The following is an 18,423-nucleotide window of genomic DNA, read 5'->3' on the forward strand; positions in this document are numbered from 1 at the left end:
TTGAGCCGGAGGACGGGCGTAGCCCGTCCCGGAGGCTGAACCCAGCGGCTGGCCCTCGTTTCGGGGGAGAAGGGTGGGTGCTGGCCGCTGCGGGCCGGTAGGATCGGGATCTCTGCGTCCAAACGGAGATCCGACCGTGCCGGGCAAACCCGTCACCGACCAGCAATTGAGAGTCTACATGACCGACCGTCTCCAGCACAGCCAGCGTGTCGCCGCCGCCCGCGCCGGCTTCAGCGAGCGCACCGCCCGCCGCATCGATGCCGATCCGCGCCTTCCCTCGCAACGTCCGGCCCCCCGGGGCCGCACCGTGCCCGACCCGCTCGAGGCGGTGTGGGAGCCGGTGCTGCTGCCGATCCTCGCGCGTGATCCGGCCGTTCAGGCCGTGACCCTGCTGCGGCACCTTCAGATGAGCGACCCGGAGGCTTTCCCGGACGACCGCGTGCGCCGGACGCTCGAGCGGCGCGTCCGCGACTGGCGTGCCCTGAACGGCCCCGAGCGCGACGTGATCTTCCGTCAGACGCCCGAGCCCGGCCGGATGGCCCTGTCGGACTTCACCGATGCGAACGAACTCTGCGTGACGATCGCGGGGCAGCCGCTGGAGCAGCGCCTCTACCACTTCGTCCTGGCCTACAGCGGCTGGGAACATGCCGCCGTGGTGCTGGGCGGCGAGAGCTTCCCGGCGCTGGCCGAGAACCTCCAGAACGCACTCTGGACCCTTGGCGGCGTCCCGCACGAGCACCGAACCGACAGCCTGTCCGCAGCTTACCGGAACCTCGACACCGAAGCGGCGGCCGATGTCACCAGCCGCTATCAGGCGTTCTGCGCCCACTACGGCATGCTCGCCAGCCGCAACAACCCGGGCGAGGCGCACGAGAACGGATCGGTCGAGGCCCACAACAACCACCTGAAGGTCGCCCTCGACCAGGCCCTGATCCTGCGTGGCTCCCGCGACTTCGCCGATCTCGCCAGCTGGCGCCGCTTCGTCGATGAACTGGTCGCCCGACGCAACCGCCGGCGCGAGTCCGCGGTGCGCATCGAGATGGCGGCGCTCAGGCCGCTGCCGGCCCGGCGCACCACAGACTTCACCGAAGTGGTCGCGCGGGTCACGAAGACCGGGGGCTTTCTGGTCCACCAGGTCTTCTACTCGGCACCCTCGCAGCTGATCGGCAAGCGCCTGCGGGTCCATGTCTACGACGACCGGATCGAGGCCTTTCTCGGAGCGACCCCTGTCGTCACGCACCCCCGCCGTCGCGGCCGCGATGACGGCGCCCGCGTCCACTGCGTCAACTATCGCCCTGTCATCCACGCCCTGCGCCGCAAGCCGCAGGCGCTGGCCGGTTCCGTTTACCGCGACGGCCTGTTCCCGCGATCGGAATACGCCGAGGCCTGGGTTGCGTTGTCCGCCGCCTTGCCGCGCCGCGACGCCTGCCGTCGCATGGTCGATCTGCTGTGGCTTGCCCATGCGGAGGGCTGCGAGGCTGAACTGGCCGCGCTGATTGCCCACACCCTCGGTCATGGCGAATTGCCCGAAGCCCATGCGCTAAGGAGCAAGCTGGAGCCGCGTCGGCGCGAGCTGCCCGACGACACGCCCGTCAACCTCACCGATCTGGCCCGCTTCGACGAGCTGCTGGAGGCGCGCGCATGACCGCCGCTGCCCCGCACCCCGTCGATGTGCATGCGTTGCCCGCCATGCTCACGGCTCTGCGCCTGCCCAGCATCCAGCGCCACTGGCCGATGCTCGCCGAGCGTGCCGACGCCGAGGGCTGGCCCGCCTCGCGCTTCCTCGCAGCCCTGGCCGAGGTCGAGCTCGCCGATCGCGATGCCCGCCGCATCCAGCGCCATCTGCAGCAGTCCGAACTTCCCGGCGGCAAGACGCTGGCAACGCTTGACTTCAAGGCGCTGTCCGGCGTGACCCGGGCCCGCATCGAGGCGTTGGCCGCCGGGGATTGGGTTGAGACCGGCGCCAATCTCATCGCCATCGGCAACTCGGGCGCCGGCAAGAGCCACGTTCTCTGTGCCATCGGCCATGCCCTCGTCGAGGCCGGCAAGCGCGTCCTCTACACCCCCACCACCGACATCGTGCAGAGGCTGCAGGCCGCGCGCCGCGACCTCGTCCTTGAGGCCGCCCTCGCGAAGCTCGACAAATTCGACCTGATTATCCTCGACGACATCACCTACGCCCAGAAGGACCAGGCCGAGAGCTCGGTGCTCTTCGAGCTCATCGCCCGGCGCTACGAGACCAGAAGCCTCGCCATCGCCGCCAACCAGCCCTTCAGCGCCTGGAACCGCGTCTTCCCCGATCAGGCCATGACCGTCGCCGCCATCGACCGGCTGGTTCACCACGCGACCATCCTCGAGATGAACGGCGAGAGCTTCCGCCGACGCGCCGCCGCACGACGCCGATCCACGGAGCCTGTCGCTGCGCCGACAACCTCCAGCGACAACATCGGCGTCGAAGCCACCGACAACATCAACGACAAGCAGAGGGAGATCAGCGCCGACTAACACCAACGACCGCAGCGGTCAAAACCGGCCATCCTGGTTGTCGGTCACGGCCAAGGAGGTTGACGCTCTACAGACGACCCAGCTATAGAAGCGTTCTAGGGTCAGGACTCGTTCTGGATTACAGCCAGAACATGACCGTCGCGGCGAGTGCGATGGCGGAGAAGAAGGCCTTTGGGCAGCGGTCGTATCGGGTAGCGACCCGTCGCCAATCCTTGAGGCGACCGAACATGATCTCGATGCGGTTTCGCCGCTTGTAGCGTCGCTTGTCATATCTCACGGTCTTCTTGCGCGACTTCCGGCCGGGGATGCAGACCTTCATGCCTTTGTCTTTCAACGCTTCTCGCAGCCAGTCCGCATCGTAGCCCCGGTCCGCCAGCAACCAGTCCGCCTTCGGCAGGCTGCCCGGCAGCGCCGCCGCGCCGGTATAGTCGCTGACCTGTCCAGCGGACATGAAGAACCCGATCGGCCGCCCCTTCGCATCGGCGACGGCGTGCAACTTGGTGTTCATGCCCTCCTTGGTGCGCCCGATCTGGCGTCCGCGCCCCCTTTTTTCACGCACAGGCTTGAGGCCGTGCGATGCGCCTTCAGGTAGGTCGCGTCGATCATGATCGTCTTGTGCTCGGCTCGCTCCGCGGCCAGGCCCATCATGATCCGGGCGAAGACACCATTGTCGCTCCAGCGCTTCCAGCGGTTGTAGAGCGTCTTGGCCGGACCGTATTCCTTGGGCGTGTCGCACCACCGCAAGCCATTGCGATTGATGAAGATAATGCCGCTCAGCACACGCCGGTCATCAACGCGGGGCTTGCCATGGCTCTTGGGAAAGAACGGCTTCAGACGCTCCATCTGGGCGTCCGTCAGCCAGAAAAGGTTGCTCATCGGTCGGGTCTCCCTGCGGAGCCTGAATCACGCAATCCGCCCGAAATCAATGGGTCCAGAGCCTAGGGGGCCAAGTCATCCTTGTAGATTTGCCCGTCCTTCATGATCAGGATCAGATTGCGCTCGGGATCGGCGAGCAGGTCGATATTCTCAAGCGGATTTCCATCCACCAGCAGAAGATCCGCAAGGGCGCCCGCTTCGATCACGCCCAGCCTGCCCTGATAGGGGCTTCGCAGCCCTGAAAGCGCAAGTAACTCGCCGTTGGTCGAGGTCGCCTGGCGCAGTATCTCGGCGGGGGTGAACCATGATTTCAGGGACACCAGCATTTCACCCTGCCGGCGCGCCATGGCTTCCGAGAACAGCACGTCCGTCCCGAAGGCGGTCTTGATGTTATGCGCCTTTACCATCCCGTACAGGTGGTCGGTTCCTTCCATGACCTCCCCGGCCTTTTCCGCCTGACTGCTGCCGGGCGGGAACATTCCACCGAAGAACTCGGGCAGGATGGGCTGGGCAGAAAGCCAGATGTCCTTTTCGACCATTAACCTCGCCGTCTCGTCATCGATCAGGTGGGCATGTTCGATGACCTTCACCCCGGCATCGATCGCCAGTCGGACCGCCTCGGTCGTATAGGCATGAACCGCGACATAGGTGCCCCAGTTCGAGGCGGCCTCGACCGCGGCCATGAGTTCCTCGGACGTGAAGGTCGAGACGTCGAGCGGGCTATGGGGTGATGCGACCCCGCCACCTCCGGTCAGCTTGATCTGGCTCGCCCCCAGCATCAACTGCTCGCGCACACGCTGGCGGACCATGTCGGGATTGTCCGCCACCATGGCACCGCCCAGTTCCTCGACCCGCGAAAGCGGCCGGGAGGCATCGCGGGGAAGGTCCGAAAGCGGTCGGAAATCTCCATGCCCGCTCGTGACGGTGATCATCGCCCCCGATGGCCAGATGCGCGGTCCGGGAATGACGCCCGCATCGATTGCCTGTTTCAGCCCGAAGGACGGGCCTCCCATGTCGCGTACGGTGGTGAACCCGCGCATCAGCGTCGCCGTGGCCTCGGCTCCGGCCAGAAGGTTGACGAATCCGACGTCCCCGAAGAGCATCTGCTCGGGCGTCTGACGGATCAGCATGGTGTGCCAATGCGCGTCGATCAGACCCGGCATCAACACGCGCCCGCCGCCGTCGATGACTGTCGTTTCGTTACCGGGCATCGCCACGTCGCCAATCTCGGCGATCAGGTTGCCTCGAACGAGAAGCGAAGTGGGTCCCGAGAGCGCATCGCCCCTGCCGTCGAAAATGCGCACGTTCCGGAACAAGGTCTCGGGCTCGTCCTGCGCATGCACGGTTCCGGCGAAGGCCATCGAAAGAGCGACAAAGAGAACTTGCGGCCTCCAGACGACTTTCATCTCAACTTCTCCTTCGGATGCGTGAGAGTAACGCCAAGTCAGAAAGCTGAATCGCTGGACGAGCGCGCTGTGTACTCGCCGACGTTGCTGGTTGAGATCACGTTGTCTGCGTGATCCGCCCAAGGTCAAGACATAGCGGCAGTCCATGCCGAGAAATGGATTCGATGGCGGCGGCGGCGCGAAATCAAGGGAACGCAATCTCCCACGTTCACCTGCAAGATCGAACCGCTCGTTGGCATCACCGGTGGGGCAATGTCCGGTCCGGCCATGACGCCCGTGCTCTTGTGCAAACAGCCAACGGCCGGAAGCTCCGCACACTGCCCGGCTCCTCCGGCTCGTCCAGCGGCAGGAAAGCGCAGGAAGCGGACGCTGAGCACCGGAATAGAGTTAGCTGTCCCATCCCGGGTGAACACATAGCCCCTCAGCGCTCTGCCTTTTTCGTTGCAAGATCGCCCCCGCGGATAGTGCCACGGCGCGTGGTGTAAGAGACCTCGTTCACTGTCGCCAGCCGCACCACGTCCGGCGGATGGGTGCCCCAGAAAGAGAGGTTGCCGACTGTGGTCCATGCCTCCGTCCTCTCACACGCCGGGCCGGACGTAGGTCGTTCCGCAGCCCGAAAGCCCCAGCACTCCGACCATCCTAGACAATCCGGACATCGCATCCCCTCCCTCCGCATCACCTGGGGCCAGCCATGACGCTGGCCCCGGCGACCGCAGGGTGCTATCCGCCGGAGCGGATTCCGGCAGCCTTGGGCCTCAGCGCAGCACCCCTTCGACCAGGACGACATAGCCCCACCCCTGCGCCGCGACCCTGGGGCAGGGCTGCGCGCGATCATCGGGCTTGGGCTCGTAGCGGATCACGGCACTGACCTTCAGATCCGTAACACCGCCGCCCAGCCCGACGGCCTTGGACGGCAACCCGATCTGGCGACTGCCCCCCGTTTCCGATCGGTGCATCAGCGCCTTGCCGGCCCATCGGTTGGGCGCCTCGATCAGGATCGGATCGCCGACCGCCACCGAGGTCTCGATATAGGTCTGGGTGCGCCCGGGATCCGCATTGGAGTGTGACCGGTTCATCGACCAGCTGATGAAGACCTCCTTCGGTGTTCCAGTCAGGATGCGGCCACCGTCCTGCGCGCCCGTGAACGGCGTGATCGTCTTTCCCGCCCAGGCAAGTTCGCGATCTCCCAGATGGAACACCAGCCGGGACTTCGCGCGGGTCAGCGCCACGTAGAGCAGCCGCGCCTCTTCCGCCGCATTCGCCTCGATCTCTGCGCTCCTGCCCCCGAAGGACATACGGGACGGCAGCACCACGACGTTGTCGTATTCCAGCCCCTTCACCTTGTGGATCGTGGAGACGAGGATCTCGCCCTCGGGGCGTGTGGCGCCGAGGAGGCGCTGCAGCTCGTCGCTGCGCAGATCCTTCAGGAATTCGACCAGCGTCGAGAGATAGGGGAAGACGGTCTCCTGTGCGCAGAGGTCCCACAGCACGGAGAGGTCCGGGTCCATCCGGCCCCCGGCCCGGGTTTCGGGAATGTCCGTGTCCGCGTGGAAGGTCTCCAGCAGGCGCGCCCGCAGCGGATCGGTGAGGGCCTGGTCCTGCTGTGCGATCTCGCGTTCGAGCAGATCCAGCCAGAGGGCCACATGGCGGAGTGAGCGGATCGCGATGTTGTCGCTGCTCTGCACGGTGACGACGGGAAAAACGTCGGAGAGGGCCCGGTGGACACTGGCCACCTCGTCGTTGGAGCGGCACAGGACCGCGAGGGATCCCGGGTTCTCCGACAGGAGCCGCCGGCTGGTGGCGCGGACCTCCTCCAGCGTTCGCTCCCAGCTCCAGCCCCGCGCATCGATACGCTCCACCGTTCCCGACGGCGCCCCGTCCACGGCAAGCAGCCGGTCGGTCTTGAGCCGCCGCGACAGGGTCCGGCGATTGAAGAAGCCGTTGATCATCTCCTGGCTCTTCTCGACGATCTCCGGGCTGGAGCGGAAGTTGACGCCCAGTGTCAGCTCGGACAGGTCCGCGCCGCCGAAATCCGCCCGGAAACGACCGAAGTAATGGTCGGCGAACACGCCTCCGGCGTCGACCGCCGGGCGCCCCCAACCCACACGGACCGGCTTGCGGTTCCAGCGCAGGATGTCCTGATCGTCATCCCCGATCGCCATGACCCCCGCCCGGTCCCCGCTCCCCGCATGCAGCGCATGGATGATCTCGTAGACCTCCTCGTTGACGTCCTGGAACTCGTCGACCAGAAGCGCCCGGCACTCGCCGGCCACGCTGGCCCTGAAGGCCGCATCCCGTGTCATCTTGCGGGCGAAGGTCGGCAGGAGCTCTTCGGGCTCGGACGGGGCCGTGTCCCCCAGATGGCGCATCGCGAGACCGTGGAAGGTATGGACCCGGACGCGGGACGCATAGGCCGCGTAGCCGAGCGAGCGGAACAGGTCCCGGACCCGCTTGCGGATCTCGAAGACCACGGCGCGGTTGAAGGCCAGCACCATGATCTCGGACGGTTTGACATGCTGCTCGCGGATGAGATGGACGATCCGGCCCACGAGCACGGAGGTCTTGCCCGCGCCCGGTCCCGCATTCACCAGCAGGTGGCGGTCGTAGGGGTGCTGCATCGCCGCCCATTGCGCCGGCTCCGGCGAGGCCCGGTAGAAATCGAAGAACTCCGTCGCACGGGTCGCCCGGAGCTGGTCGCGTTTCTCGGCGAAGATCCCGGTCTCGTCCTCGATCTCGCCCAGCTGCTCGTCGACGAAGCCCTTGAGCGCATCCACGTCGGTGCAGGCGAAGTAGCCCGGCACGAACCGGTCCCGCGCCTTTTCGGGCAGGTTGGCATGGACCTCCATGCCGAAGATCCGCGTCTCGGCGAAGCGGTTGACGCTGTCGAGCTCCTCGACCAGATCGGGGTATTGCCCCAGCCCCGGCACGCGCCCCTGTGGTTGCAGCACGTAGGACGGCGGCAACAGGTCCGGCGAGGTGCTCACGAGCCCGAGCGAGGACAGCAGGCGGATCAGGCTGGAGAGATCCGAAGCGTGGAACGTCCCGGCGGGATGCGCCTCCTGCATCCGGGTGATGATATCCGCGACCTCGAGGCTCCCGTCCTTCGGGTTCGGGGGGAACAGGCGCGACAAAGCCGCGGCCTGCGGCAGGAGGTGATCGAGACGCTGCGCCGCGATCCGGCCTTCGGCATCTGGGCAGCGGGCCTGCCAGTAGAGGCGATCGCTCTCAGGGTCGAGCCCCTGCTTGAGGCGGATCCCGACAACCCGGGCCAGGGTGCGGAAGCCGTTGATGTAGCTGCGCCGGAACCGGTCTTCCCGCAGGATGAGTTCGACTTGTTCGCGGGACTGCTTTGGAAGTTTCCGAACCTCGGGATCGACCAGCCGGAATGGCGCCGGATCGTACCAGTCGTGCGGGTCGAAGCGGAACGTGCCCGTGCCGCGGAGCTCTCCGAGCAACCGGCGCACGGCCTCCGTCACCCGCTGCATCAGGGTCTCGACATGGGACGGGCTCTCGGATAGCAGGGGCCGCGTCGTGTAATCGATCACCCAGACGGGTGTCAGGGCGTCGCGGCGCGCGAGGTCCGCGATCACGGACATGGTCGCGTCGAGGCTCTCCATCCGGCAGTGGCGCCGGATCTGGGAGAGGTTGATCACGGCCTTGCGTTCCCCGGAGCGCCCTTCATCGTCACCGGTCCGCAGACCGACGCTGCGCCGGATCCGCTGCATCAACTCCGGAAGCGCCAGCTCCCTCTCGCTCAGCACGCTGGACGTCGCCTCCAGGATGGCTGCCGCGACCTTCCCCGCCAGGCTGTCCTCCTCGGACACCCGTTTCAGCCGAACCGGCAAGAAGCGGATCTTGAGCAGGTCCGGCACCGTGCCCGCCTGCAGGACATGCCCTGCCTCCTCCAGCCAGTGGAGCGCCAGGCGCAGGCGCGTGGCATCGCTCCGGCGTTTCGCGGGTGTCCGGTACTTTTCGACGGAGAAGCCGTCCTGTGGAACAAAGGCTATGGGGCTATCTCCGACCGTCTCGACTTCCTTCAGGATCTCCCTCTCGATCTCGTCGATCTGCGGCACCCGCAGTTCGTTCTCGGCCCGCATGCTCCGGATCGCCTCGAAATCCTGCCCCGAGTACAGCATCAGCGCGTCGAGACGGTCGAGCCCCGCCTTCTCGCGCTCCCTTACACCGCGCCCGATCCGGCCCACCTCCTGCAGGTAGTCCTCTAGGTATCCGGGAGAGGCCAGATGCACGACCCAGTGGATATCGGGGATGTCCATCCCCATCCCGAAGGCCTTGGTCGCCACCAACACATCGAACCCGCCGCTCCGGAAGCGGTCGTAGATGTCCTCGCGCGTAGCGCCATCGAGACCGGCGTGGAAGCTCTCGACCTCCTGACCCGTCTCGCGCGTCAGCTGCTCCGCCAGCGTGTCGGCATGAGAGCGAGAGAGGACGAAGACCAGCACCGCGCTGCGCTGCCCGGTCTCCTCGACGTTCCTGCGGGCCGTCCGAATGACCTGCACGACCTCCGGGATCCGCTCCTGCAGCGCCTTGCCGTCTGCCTCGAAGATGTTTCCCTGCAGCTGATGCGTGCGGACACGGATATGCGCGCGCAGCGGGCTGACCTGCGTCGTGGGATCGGGACAGATCGCGAGCGGCAGCCGGTCCGGATCCTGTGACAGGTGCTCCAGCAGACCGCGCATCCGCCGACGGTCCGAGGCCGTGAGGGTCGCCGAGAGCAGCAGGACCGGCGTCGGGTCCGAAAGGCGGCCGGTCCGCAGCCGCGACATCAGGAAGCTGAAGGCGAAGAAGTAGTCGGGGCGGAACTCGTAGCCCCACTGGTTGATGCAATGCGCCTCGTCGAAGACGATATATTCCAGACCGCCGTCCGCCTCGATCCGGCGCCGCAGCACATCGACGAAACTGGCCACGCGCAGCCGTTCGGGTGCGACGTAGAGCATCACGATCCGTTGGTCCAGAACGCCTTGCAGGACCTCGCGCTGTTCCTCGCGGGACTGGTCTCCGCTGAGGAAGTCCACAGATTCCTCGAAACCCTGTTCATGCAGGCGCAGGACCTGGTCCCGCATAAGCGCCCGCAGCGGCGAGATCACAAGGGTGAGCCGGCGGTTGCGCAGGCCGCGGGCCAAGGCCGGCACCTGGAAGAGCACCGATTTGCCCTCTCCCGTCGGCAGGGTGACCATCACGTCGGCGCGGCGGTCACGGATATGCTCCATGGCCTGGAGCTGTGTCGGCTTGAACCCGGTCACGGGGTTCGTGCCCGCCGCGCCCGAGGGCTGCCAGTGCGACACCAGGAAGTGCCCCATCGCGGCCATGCCGGAGGGGGCCTCTTCCCGTTCGATCTGCAGCGGGGCGAAGACGGTCTTCAGCCGCCGGCTTTCCTCGGAGGTCCAGGGCGTGAGCTCGACCGCCAGCCGCTTGAAGGCACCTCCCGTCAGGTGCCGCGTGTCCTCCAGCCGGGGGTCGAGCAGGACGGGGACCCGGGCGCTCTCCGCCAGGCCGGTCTCGCGCAGCCATGGCCGCAGCCACTTGTCCACCCGCTTGTCGATCCCGTCGAGCACCATGGACGTGGAGATCTCGCGCTGCCCGTCCTCCTGCCCCTCCTTCTGCGCGGCCCCGGCGGGGGCCTCCAGCGCGTACCACTCCTCCAGCGGGGCCGCATCGACGACCGGCTGGAGGGTGATCCCGGCATCCTTCGCCAGCGCGGCCCAGTGGCTCCACGTATCGAGACCGGCGACGAGGCAGTGCCCGTTGGCCGCTGCCCGTTTCAGCTGTTCGCGTCGGCTGCGATGCTGGGGCTGTTTCTCTCCCAGGCCCAGCTCGGCCAGCGCCGTTTCCAGCAGGCCCAGCATCGTCGGGCTGCGGGTGCTGCTCACCAGCAGGATCGGCACCGTATCGCTCTCCGCGGGCAGGCTCCGCAGCGTCGCCAGCTGTTCCGACCAGTAGCCGGCCTGCGTCCGGGAGCCGGGATCGCGCACGGTGGTCTGGCGAGAGACCAGCAGCGGGCTGCTCGTCCGCGGGCTGCCCGGTCCCTTTACGGGCGTCACCGTCTTCGGCACGGTGATCATGTGGAAGCTCCGCCAGCCCCCCCCGTCTCCAGTCGGTCCGATGCTGGATCCCGCACAGCCCAGCCCGTCCCGCCGGCGAGGCCCAGGAGGAGGGTGCCTTCGCGGATCGGGGCCGCCGTGAGAGCCCCGGCGGGGACCTGCGCGCGCGCGACGATCATCTGGGGCCCGTCGGGCAGCATGGCCTGCCCGGACCACGTCTCCGCCTGCGCCCACCAGTGCAGCGAAGCGGGGAGCGGGGAAACCCGGCAGCCGGACTCCATGTCGGGCAGCCCCGTGGCTCCATCCAGCGCGGCCTCCAGCCAGGGCAGCCGCTCCGTCAGCCAGCCCGGCACCATGTTGCGACGCACGGAGATCCCCTGTGCCTGCGCCCGTTGCAGCACCGCCATCAGCACCTCGACCACGGGCGTCCGCCGTTGCGCCGCCGTCAGCGCGCCGAACAGCGCATCGCCTGGATCTCGAGGAAGCCCGGATCGAGCGGGGTCTCCGGGTCGGCGGGCGCGATCACGTATCCCGGCACCCAGTCCAGCAGCCGCAGGAGCCGTTCCGGCAGGAGCAGGGGCTGGTCACGATCGACCGCCTCGAGGACGGCGGGCGTGGCCCGGGCGACGGAGAGGTCGTCAGGCCCCGCATCCACGATCCGCGTGAAGAGCTCCTCGGTGGAGGTACAGCGCCCGGTCAGGATCGCCACGGACAGGGATGGATCGAAGCGCTCCGCCTGTCTGCCGAAGAGCGCGAGGGCGGCGCGGGCATCGGCATCGGCCCTGTGATCCCCGCCAAGCGCATGAGACAGGGCCTGGGGCTCGAGCAGGAAGGCGACAAGGAGCGTGTCCCAGACGGGCGTTCCGGGCAGGGAGGGCACGGCCCGCGACAGGATAGGCCAGTCCCAGCCGATCGCATTGTGCCCGACTGCCAGCCGGGCCTGCGTCAAGGCGCTCACCAGACCGGGCAGACCCTGTTGCAGGCTCCCGGCCAGGTCGCTCCCCTCGATGTTCGTACTGCCGCGGTGATCGGCTTGTCCGAGCTGGTGGATCCGCGCCCCGTCGGTCTCCAGATCCACCGCCAGGACGGTCGTCTCCAGCAATCGGCCCGCCCGCGCGGGATCCTCCTCCAGTACCCTCTCGAGCAGGGACGGATCGCGCGCCCAGCTCTCCTGCAGGCGCGCCCGATCCTCGTCGGAGAGCGCGTGATGCAGGAGAACGCCCGCATGCGCCTCCCGGAGCGCGAGGTCCAGCAGGTCGCCAACCTGCAGCTGATCCTTTTCGAGCAGGGTCAGCAGCCAGGGCAGTAGCGGCCGGGGCACCGGCTTTTCGGAGGCCAGCCATTGCCGTGCGAAGGTCGCCTCATGCGCCCCGTCGCCCTTCAGCCATGTGGCCCGGAAGCCCTCGAGGTCACCGGCGCCGCTCAGCGCGGCCCAATCGAGCAGGGCGACCTTGTGGTCCAGGGACAGGTACCCAGACTTGCCCCGAGGCCCCGAGGCCTGTGCCCACTCCGCCCGGGGCGCGCAAACCGCCGCGAGCTGACTTGGCACGAAGGTCGCCAGCAGGGCGGAGAGGTCGGCGACATCCGACATCGGATCGAGGGCCGCCACGAAGGCAAAAGGGCTGCCTTGCGCGGCATGGAGGCGGCTGGGGAGATGGCCGGGGCTCAGCGCGGCCAGCGCCGTGGCGTGGACCTGCTGCAGGACCGGGTCCTGCAGATCCTTGGGTGGGTTTTCCTTCCACCGCCGGCGATACCAGCCTGCCGCCAAGATACGTCCGATCTCCTCTGTGCCGGCCTTCCCGAAGAGATCGCGTCGGATCCGGTCCAGCCCCTCCTGACTGTCCGGTGTGCCGGTGCTCGTCCAGTCTCGCCCGGCGACCGGGGTCCAAAGCACGGCGGCCGACTTGGACGGTTCCCGCAGCGTACTGCCGACCTGGCACAGCAGCCTGTCTCCCTCCTTCAGCGTCAGGAACAGGGCCTCATCGTTCGACAGGGCGGCCGTGGCGTGAAAGAAGATCTCGTCCTTGCTGCCCTCGATCTTCAGGAACCCAAAACCCCGCGTCGAGACGACCGTTTCGACTGTGGCGAGGAAGGGCATCTTCAGAAGCGCCTTCGGGGAAATGGCGGGCAGGATCGGTTGCTCGGTCTGAGCGGCAAGTTCGGAGAGTGGCAATGTAGTGTTCCTCACCTGACGGAGGATTCCCGTTATCGGTCATGTATGTCATTGTTTGGGCATTAGACGCGATGACATCTGCCTTTATCTTGGCCCCGGCCAACTCGTTGTCCTGTCCCGCCCGCCTCACCAATACACTTTCGGTATCAGAGCGGGCGACAACTTCCCTGACAGAGGGGGAACCCGCGGCTTCACGAACTGCTCCCCTGGAACTGGAAGCCCCTGCCAGCCGGTGACAACAAGATCGCCCCCTGATCTGCGCAGATCTCGGTGACGTCAGTAACGACGCCAATAGCGACGTCGTATCAGACACCCCAGATATCTGCCGAACGCGCAGGGGTGGCCACAATCGGGTGGTTACGATACGACCGCCCTGGCGCACCCTGAGGTAGGTGGCGTTCAGCCAGACATAGGGCCACTCGCCGGTCAGCGGGCGGTTCAGGAACACGCCGTGGTGATCAGCGGGTCGGGTCCAAATCTTCGACGTGAGCTCTGATGCTCATGGGATTGCCCTGGCTTCCCCGACCCGGATCTGTGCGATCGTTGCGCCCATTCAGGTCGTTGGCTTCTCACACTCCCACTTGGCCCCGGAGTTGGCAGGTCACAACAGGGTGGTCATGCCCTCGCCAGCGCCGGATCCCGGTAGTCCTCGTTCTTCGTCTGCATCGCCCAGAACTGCCGGGCCATCTTGTTGGCCAGCGCGATCCCAATCAGCATCTTCGGCTTCGTCGCAATGCGGCTCATCGCTCCGATGATCAAAAGCCGTCGGATCACATTTTGTCCCATTCCTGCGCCCTCCATCCGGCTCGAAAGCCTACCTCAGGGCGGACCACTTAGCGTAATCGCGGGTGGCCTTCTGGCCGGCAACGCCGGGGTTTCCCAAAGTGGTCTTCCACCGATCGGCGTGGTGCCGACAAGATGAAGGAGAACCAGCATGCCGAGCTATGCCGCTCTTGATGTTGCTCAGGAGACGACAGCGATCTGCGTCGTCGACGACGAGGGGCGCATTTGGGCAGAGAAGAAGGTGCCGACCTGTCCGGATGCAATCACCGACTTCCTGGCGCATGGCGCTCCTGGTCTCGTGCGGGTCGGAATGGAGACAGGTCCCCTTGCGGTCTGGCTGTGGAACGAGCTGGCGGAGCGGGAAGTGCCCATCATCTGCCTAGATGCGCGTCACGCGAACGCCGCCTTGAAGATGCGACCCGTGAAGACGGACCGAAACGACGCCGCCGGCCTTGCCCAGATCGTGCGCACCGGCTGGTTCAAGCAGGTGCGCATCAAGAGCCGCAGCAACTACCAGATCCGTTCGCTGCTCACGGCGCGCGAGATGCTGGTGCGCACGCGCGTCAGGATCGAGAACGAACTTCGGGGGCTTTTGCGGACCTTCGGCGTGCTGTTCGGCAAGCGCGTCGGCAGCTTCACGCAGCGCGCCGGCGAGATCGTCGCAGGCGAACTCGCCGGCGCGCCCGAGATGCGCCTGGTCGCCGAGACGCTGATGAAAGCGCGGGCCTCGATCCTTGACCAGATCAAGGTGCTCGACCGGCGCTTGTCTTCGGTCGCCAGAGCGTCGCCGGTGGTGCGCCTGTTCATGACCGCTCCGGGCGTAGGCGCGATCACCGCCTTGTCGGTCGCTTCGGTCTTCGACGATGCATCGCGCTTCAGGCGCTCATCGAGCGCAGGCGCCCATCTCGGTTTGACACCCCGACGCTACGAGTCGGGCGAGACCAGTCGCAACGGACGCATCTCCAAGCAGGGCAACCAGCTGACCAGAAAGCACCTCTACGAGGCGGCTACGACCCTGCTGACACGCAACCTGCGCTTCTCAACCCTGAAGGCATGGGGCATGAAGCTGGCCAAAGCGTCAGGCTTCAAGAAGGCACGCGCCGCTGTTGCCCGCAGGCTCGCCGTCGTCCTCCACGCCATGTGGAAGACAAACACGCCGTTCCACTGGAGCCAGATCGATGGATGACGAGCAGGGAGCACGACTGACCGAATGACTTCACGGATGCGTCCTGCCGGGACGCGTGGCCAGGATCAGGCCGACCCTCTGAAATGCGGCACCTCCATCAAGACGCAGAGAAGATGACCGCGAGGACCACTTCGGCCGATCCACCATCCGACGCCACCATGCAGCGACCCCAAAGAGCGATCGACTGCGGAGAGAACCCTGAACCCGGCACAGACGCAGACCTGAACCAGAACCCTTGACCAACGCGATTAGAGAACTTTTCTGGGGGCACACCACCTGAGCAGGCGAAACCCGCCGGATCTCGTCAAAATTTGTCGAACTTGGGCAGCGGGACCATAGTGGAACAAGTGCTGTCAGGAGGGGCTAGCCAACCCATCATCAGAGACTGCGCGGCTTGAAGAGGGGCGCGGAACTCTGATTTGAATTAATCTAGTCCGTTAATAGAACGGAAGCATTTCGGCGTTACTGTCACCCAAAGAAGCCCTTTAACATAAACTAAACCTCACTGGAATAAACTGATGAAAAAATCTTTTCTTGCGGCTACGTCAACTTCCCTCGCCCTGTGCGCATTAACACCTGCCGCCCATGCAACAGATTGGAGCGTCTTTACGCTTGAAGAGCTACGTACCTTGATGGGGAGAAACAGCTGTCAAGTTATGTTGGATTCAACTGTTTACAACAATAATACATCGTGGGCATGGAACTATCACCATAAATGGGCGGAGTTCAGCGCAGTTTACTTTGGAAAAAAGGCTTATCACGATCCAAACCAAAGACAGGCTGACCAGAAAATCGAAAGGTTGTCAAATCTGATCTCCGGTGATAATGAACTTCTGATATCATACTGTATGGGGCACACGCAGGAGCCCGTCTGGAAGGTCTTAGATGCCATTTACGATCGTTCGTGAATCACCTTTGGCGGTGAGAGGGGAGGCATGGGCGCGTCACGAGCGCGAATGTGGTCTGCCCCATTGATTTGAGTAGCCCGGTTTCAAGCTTAGTGCATGACGGGTTGCGGCGCCGCGGTTGAGGTAGCCGGCGTAGCGGGTGCGGGTGGCGAAGCCGGCGACCGCACCGCCCGTGGTGCCGGGGACGGTAGCCAAATGCCGAGTGGGGACGCTCAGTGTTGTACAACTCGATCGCACAACGCCCACGGGACGGAGTAACGGACGCTTCTCAATCCCTAGCATCCATGGGCAGGTCAGGAGGGCTGCGCGGAGAAGGTCGACCGGCGGCTCAGGGCTGCTCGGTCCTCGCGCCACGGCACTCTTGAACGGCGGCTTCGGAGGGTTGCGTCGGAATGAACGACCGGCCGCCGCTAATTCGGTTCCGGAGGGCCAACTGCTTCGCTGCCGCGGGGCCGTGCGCGGGCTTCTTGTTCACCGCTTCAGGCGGCGAGGCCGGGCTTGCCTGCCGCGCGCGACGGTCCTACGCAGGATGCCGAGGCTCGGGACGGGAGGAGGCAGGCGACGGTGAAACACGGGCACGATCTCGGCGGCATCATCGCCTTTGCTCACCGCGAAGAGGAGTGGGCCGCGCGGCTGGCCGCGGTGGTCGACGAGCACTTCCTGCCCGCGCTCGAGGAATTCGACCTCGACTTCGACGACCTGACGGAGATTTTCGGCGAGGACCTGCCCTGGACGCTTTGGGGATGCGCCTTCGAGGACTTCCTCAGCCGCCGCTGGGAGCCGGACGGCCCGACCGTCGTCGACGTCTACCTCAAGCGCCGCGGCTGGTCGGAGAAGGTCCTGAACCGCGCCTACATCGAGGGCCTCCGCGACGCCCACGTCAGCCTGCACGAGGTCAGCGACGTGGTCCCCGGCCAGAGCATGGCGCTGCGCGACCTCCTGACCGGCGGCGAACCGGTGACGGTGCGCGAGAAAAGCGCGACGCGGTCGCTCAAGCAGTGGGACCGGATCGTGGCCCGGGTTGTGCCGGTCCGCGGCTCTGTTGCACAAATCAGCTGAAGGCCGAGGTTTCCCTTTTCCCGGGCATACCTATCCCGCGACCTCTGTGATGGGCGTGCCGAACGCAGTGAAGCCGTTGAGCACGGCAACCCTGACCTGGAACTCTGCGACCTGACGGTCGAAGTCTCGGGCGGACAGTCGCTGCCCGAGCAGCTTGATGCAGTGCATCTTGGTCTCTGCGCGGCTTCGGCGGTGATACCCGCTCCATCGTCGCCAGATGGTCCTACCAACGCGCTTCGAAGTGCGCAGGATTTCGTTGCGCGCGATGGCACCGGGGGTGTCGGGCTTCCAGGGCTTGGCGTTCTTGCGGGGCGGGATGATTGCGGCGGCACCGCGCGCGGCGATGGCATCGTGGCACTTGCGGGTGTCGAAGGCGCCGTCGGCGGTGACGCTGGCGATCTCCTGCTGGGGCGGGATCTGGTCCAGCAGCTCGGGCAGCATGGGCGCATCGCCTACGTCGCTGGTGGTGAACTCCGCCGCCCGGATTTCCAGTGTTTTCTCGTCGATACCGATGTGGACCTTGCGCCAGACGCGCCGTTTCGCGCCGCCGTGCTTTCGGGCGTTCCACTCGCCTTCACCCTCGACCTTGATCCCGGTGCTGTCGATCAGCAGGTGTAGCGGCTCATCCGAGCCGCGGTATGGAATGTTCACTTTCAAGGCCTTCTGCCGTCGCGACAGCGTGCTGAAGTCCGGAACGGCCCAGTCCAGGCCGACCAGCCGCAACAGGCTTTCGACGAACCCGGTCGTCTGACGGAGCGCCATTCCGAACAGCACCTTCATCGTCAGACAGGTCTGGATGGCAGCGTCGCTGTAGTCAGGCTGCCGCCCGCGCTTGCCAGTCGGCGTGGCCTCCCAGGTCATCGAAGGGTCGAACCAGATGGTGAACGAGCCGCGGCGCTTGAGCGCTTCGTTGTAGGCCGGCCAGTTCCTGGTCTTGTAGCTTGGGGGTGTCGGTCTGCTCATGACGCCCAGCTATCACGCTGGATCCATGAGATGAATCCCTCTATGGCAATTTGTGCAACAGAGCCATCCCGAGATGATCGGCCTCGAGTTCCTGTGGCCGAGCCGGATCCATGGCAGCCCGCACCTGTCGACCCGGCAGTATGCGCGGATCGTCAGGGGCTGGGTCACGTCGCTCGGCCTGGAGCCGAGCGCCTACGGCACCCATTCGATGCGGAGAACCAAGGTGGCGCAGATCTACAAGAAGACGGGCAACCTCCGGGCGGTGCAACTGCTTTTGGGCCATACGAAGATGGACAGCACTGTGCGCTACCTCGGCGTCGACATCGAGGACGCGCTGTCCCTGTCGGAGGGGATCGACCTGTAGCCACCGCGCCGACCGGCATCTTCAGTGCCGGTCGGCCCAGAGCCGCTGATCAGCCCTTCCAAACTCTCGCGCCACACCTGCCGTTCATGTTCCCCGCAGCGAAGCCGACGCCGCGGTGTCCGATGTGGGGCGAGGCGGACA

At 65.9% G+C, this 18,423-nt stretch carries 11 protein-coding genes and 2 pseudogenes; 6 read left to right on the forward strand and 7 right to left on the reverse strand.

The features are described from left to right. Positions 1–178 precede the first annotated feature (178 nt). Positions 179–1,645: an IS21 family transposase gene (gene istA / locus CK951_RS19780; protein WP_157764584.1), complete on the forward strand. Its 1,467-nt coding sequence runs from the start codon at positions 179–181 to the stop codon at positions 1,643–1,645. Further along, positions 1,642–2,505: an IS21-like element helper ATPase IstB gene (gene istB, locus CK951_RS19785; RefSeq protein ID WP_096784779.1), complete on the forward strand. Its 864-nt coding sequence runs from the start codon at positions 1,642–1,644 to the stop codon at positions 2,503–2,505. The genes istA and istB overlap by 4 nt, the downstream gene beginning before the upstream one ends. A 118-nt stretch (positions 2,506–2,623) precedes the next feature. Here istB and CK951_RS19790 read toward each other — a convergent pair. The 6 genes and pseudogenes from CK951_RS19790 to CK951_RS19815 form a co-directional block, all read right to left on the reverse strand. Then, positions 2,624–3,381, reverse strand: a protein-coding gene (locus CK951_RS19790) for an IS5 family transposase (protein WP_096787914.1) whose coding sequence is annotated in 2 segments (ribosomal slippage) — positions 2,624–3,045 and positions 3,045–3,381 — 759 coding nt in all. Because the reading frame shifts where the segments join, the coding sequence is not laid out codon by codon here. A gap of 62 nt (positions 3,382–3,443) precedes the next feature. Next, complete coding sequence (locus CK951_RS19795; protein ID WP_096787915.1) at positions 3,444–4,787, reverse strand: amidohydrolase family protein; 1,344 nt, start codon at positions 4,785–4,787, stop codon at positions 3,444–3,446. A 755-nt stretch (positions 4,788–5,542) separates the two neighbouring features. Next, entirely contained in the window at positions 5,543–10,867 is a 5,325-nt protein-coding gene (locus CK951_RS19800) for a UvrD-helicase domain-containing protein (protein ID WP_096787916.1), read from the reverse strand. Continuing rightward, complete coding sequence (locus CK951_RS19805) at positions 10,864–11,268, reverse strand: hypothetical protein (RefSeq protein ID WP_096787917.1); 405 nt, start codon at positions 11,266–11,268, stop codon at positions 10,864–10,866. The genes CK951_RS19800 and CK951_RS19805 overlap by 4 nt, the downstream gene beginning before the upstream one ends. Before the next feature lie 23 nt (positions 11,269–11,291). Further along, the gene (locus tag CK951_RS19810) at positions 11,292–12,944 is read right to left on the reverse strand and encodes a cold-shock protein (protein ID WP_096787918.1); all 1,653 of its coding nucleotides are present in this window, start codon (positions 12,942–12,944) and stop codon (positions 11,292–11,294) included. Between the two features lie 690 nt (positions 12,945–13,634). Further along, positions 13,635–13,805, reverse strand: a pseudogene (locus CK951_RS19815) (IS110 family transposase); the annotation flags it as partial. 148 nt (positions 13,806–13,953) lie between these two features. On the opposite strand from CK951_RS19815, the gene CK951_RS19820 reads away from it, so the two are divergent. The 3 genes from CK951_RS19820 (at position 13,954) to CK951_RS19825 (ending at position 16,955) form a co-directional block, all read left to right on the forward strand. Then, positions 13,954–14,988 carry an IS110 family transposase gene (locus tag CK951_RS19820; protein ID WP_096787919.1) on the forward strand — a complete coding sequence of 345 codons (1,035 nt, stop codon included), beginning with the start codon at positions 13,954–13,956 and terminating at the stop codon, positions 14,986–14,988. A 518-nt stretch (positions 14,989–15,506) separates the two neighbouring features. Beyond that, positions 15,507–15,896: a hypothetical protein gene (locus tag CK951_RS21245; protein ID WP_157764686.1), complete on the forward strand. Its 390-nt coding sequence runs from the start codon at positions 15,507–15,509 to the stop codon at positions 15,894–15,896. Positions 15,897–16,460: 564 nt separating this feature from the next. Then, positions 16,461–16,955 (forward strand): hypothetical protein, encoded by a 495-nt coding sequence (locus tag CK951_RS19825; protein WP_232520759.1) that lies wholly within the window; start codon positions 16,461–16,463, stop codon positions 16,953–16,955. Between the two features lie 30 nt (positions 16,956–16,985). Here the strand turns inward: CK951_RS19825 and CK951_RS19830 are convergent, their stop codons facing one another. Next, a complete protein-coding gene (locus tag CK951_RS19830; RefSeq protein ID WP_096787920.1) occupies positions 16,986–17,918 on the reverse strand; it encodes an IS5 family transposase in 933 nt (310 codons plus the stop codon). Between the two features lie 73 nt (positions 17,919–17,991). Between CK951_RS19830 and CK951_RS19835 the strand changes: the two are divergent. Next, positions 17,992–18,282 (forward strand): annotated as a pseudogene (locus CK951_RS19835) (tyrosine-type recombinase/integrase); the annotation flags it as partial. Between the last annotated feature and the right edge of the window lie 141 nt (positions 18,283–18,423).

The sequence above is a fragment of the Rhodobacter sp. CZR27 genome, assembly GCF_002407205.1.
Lineage (GTDB): Bacteria > Pseudomonadota > Alphaproteobacteria > Rhodobacterales > Rhodobacteraceae > Cereibacter_A.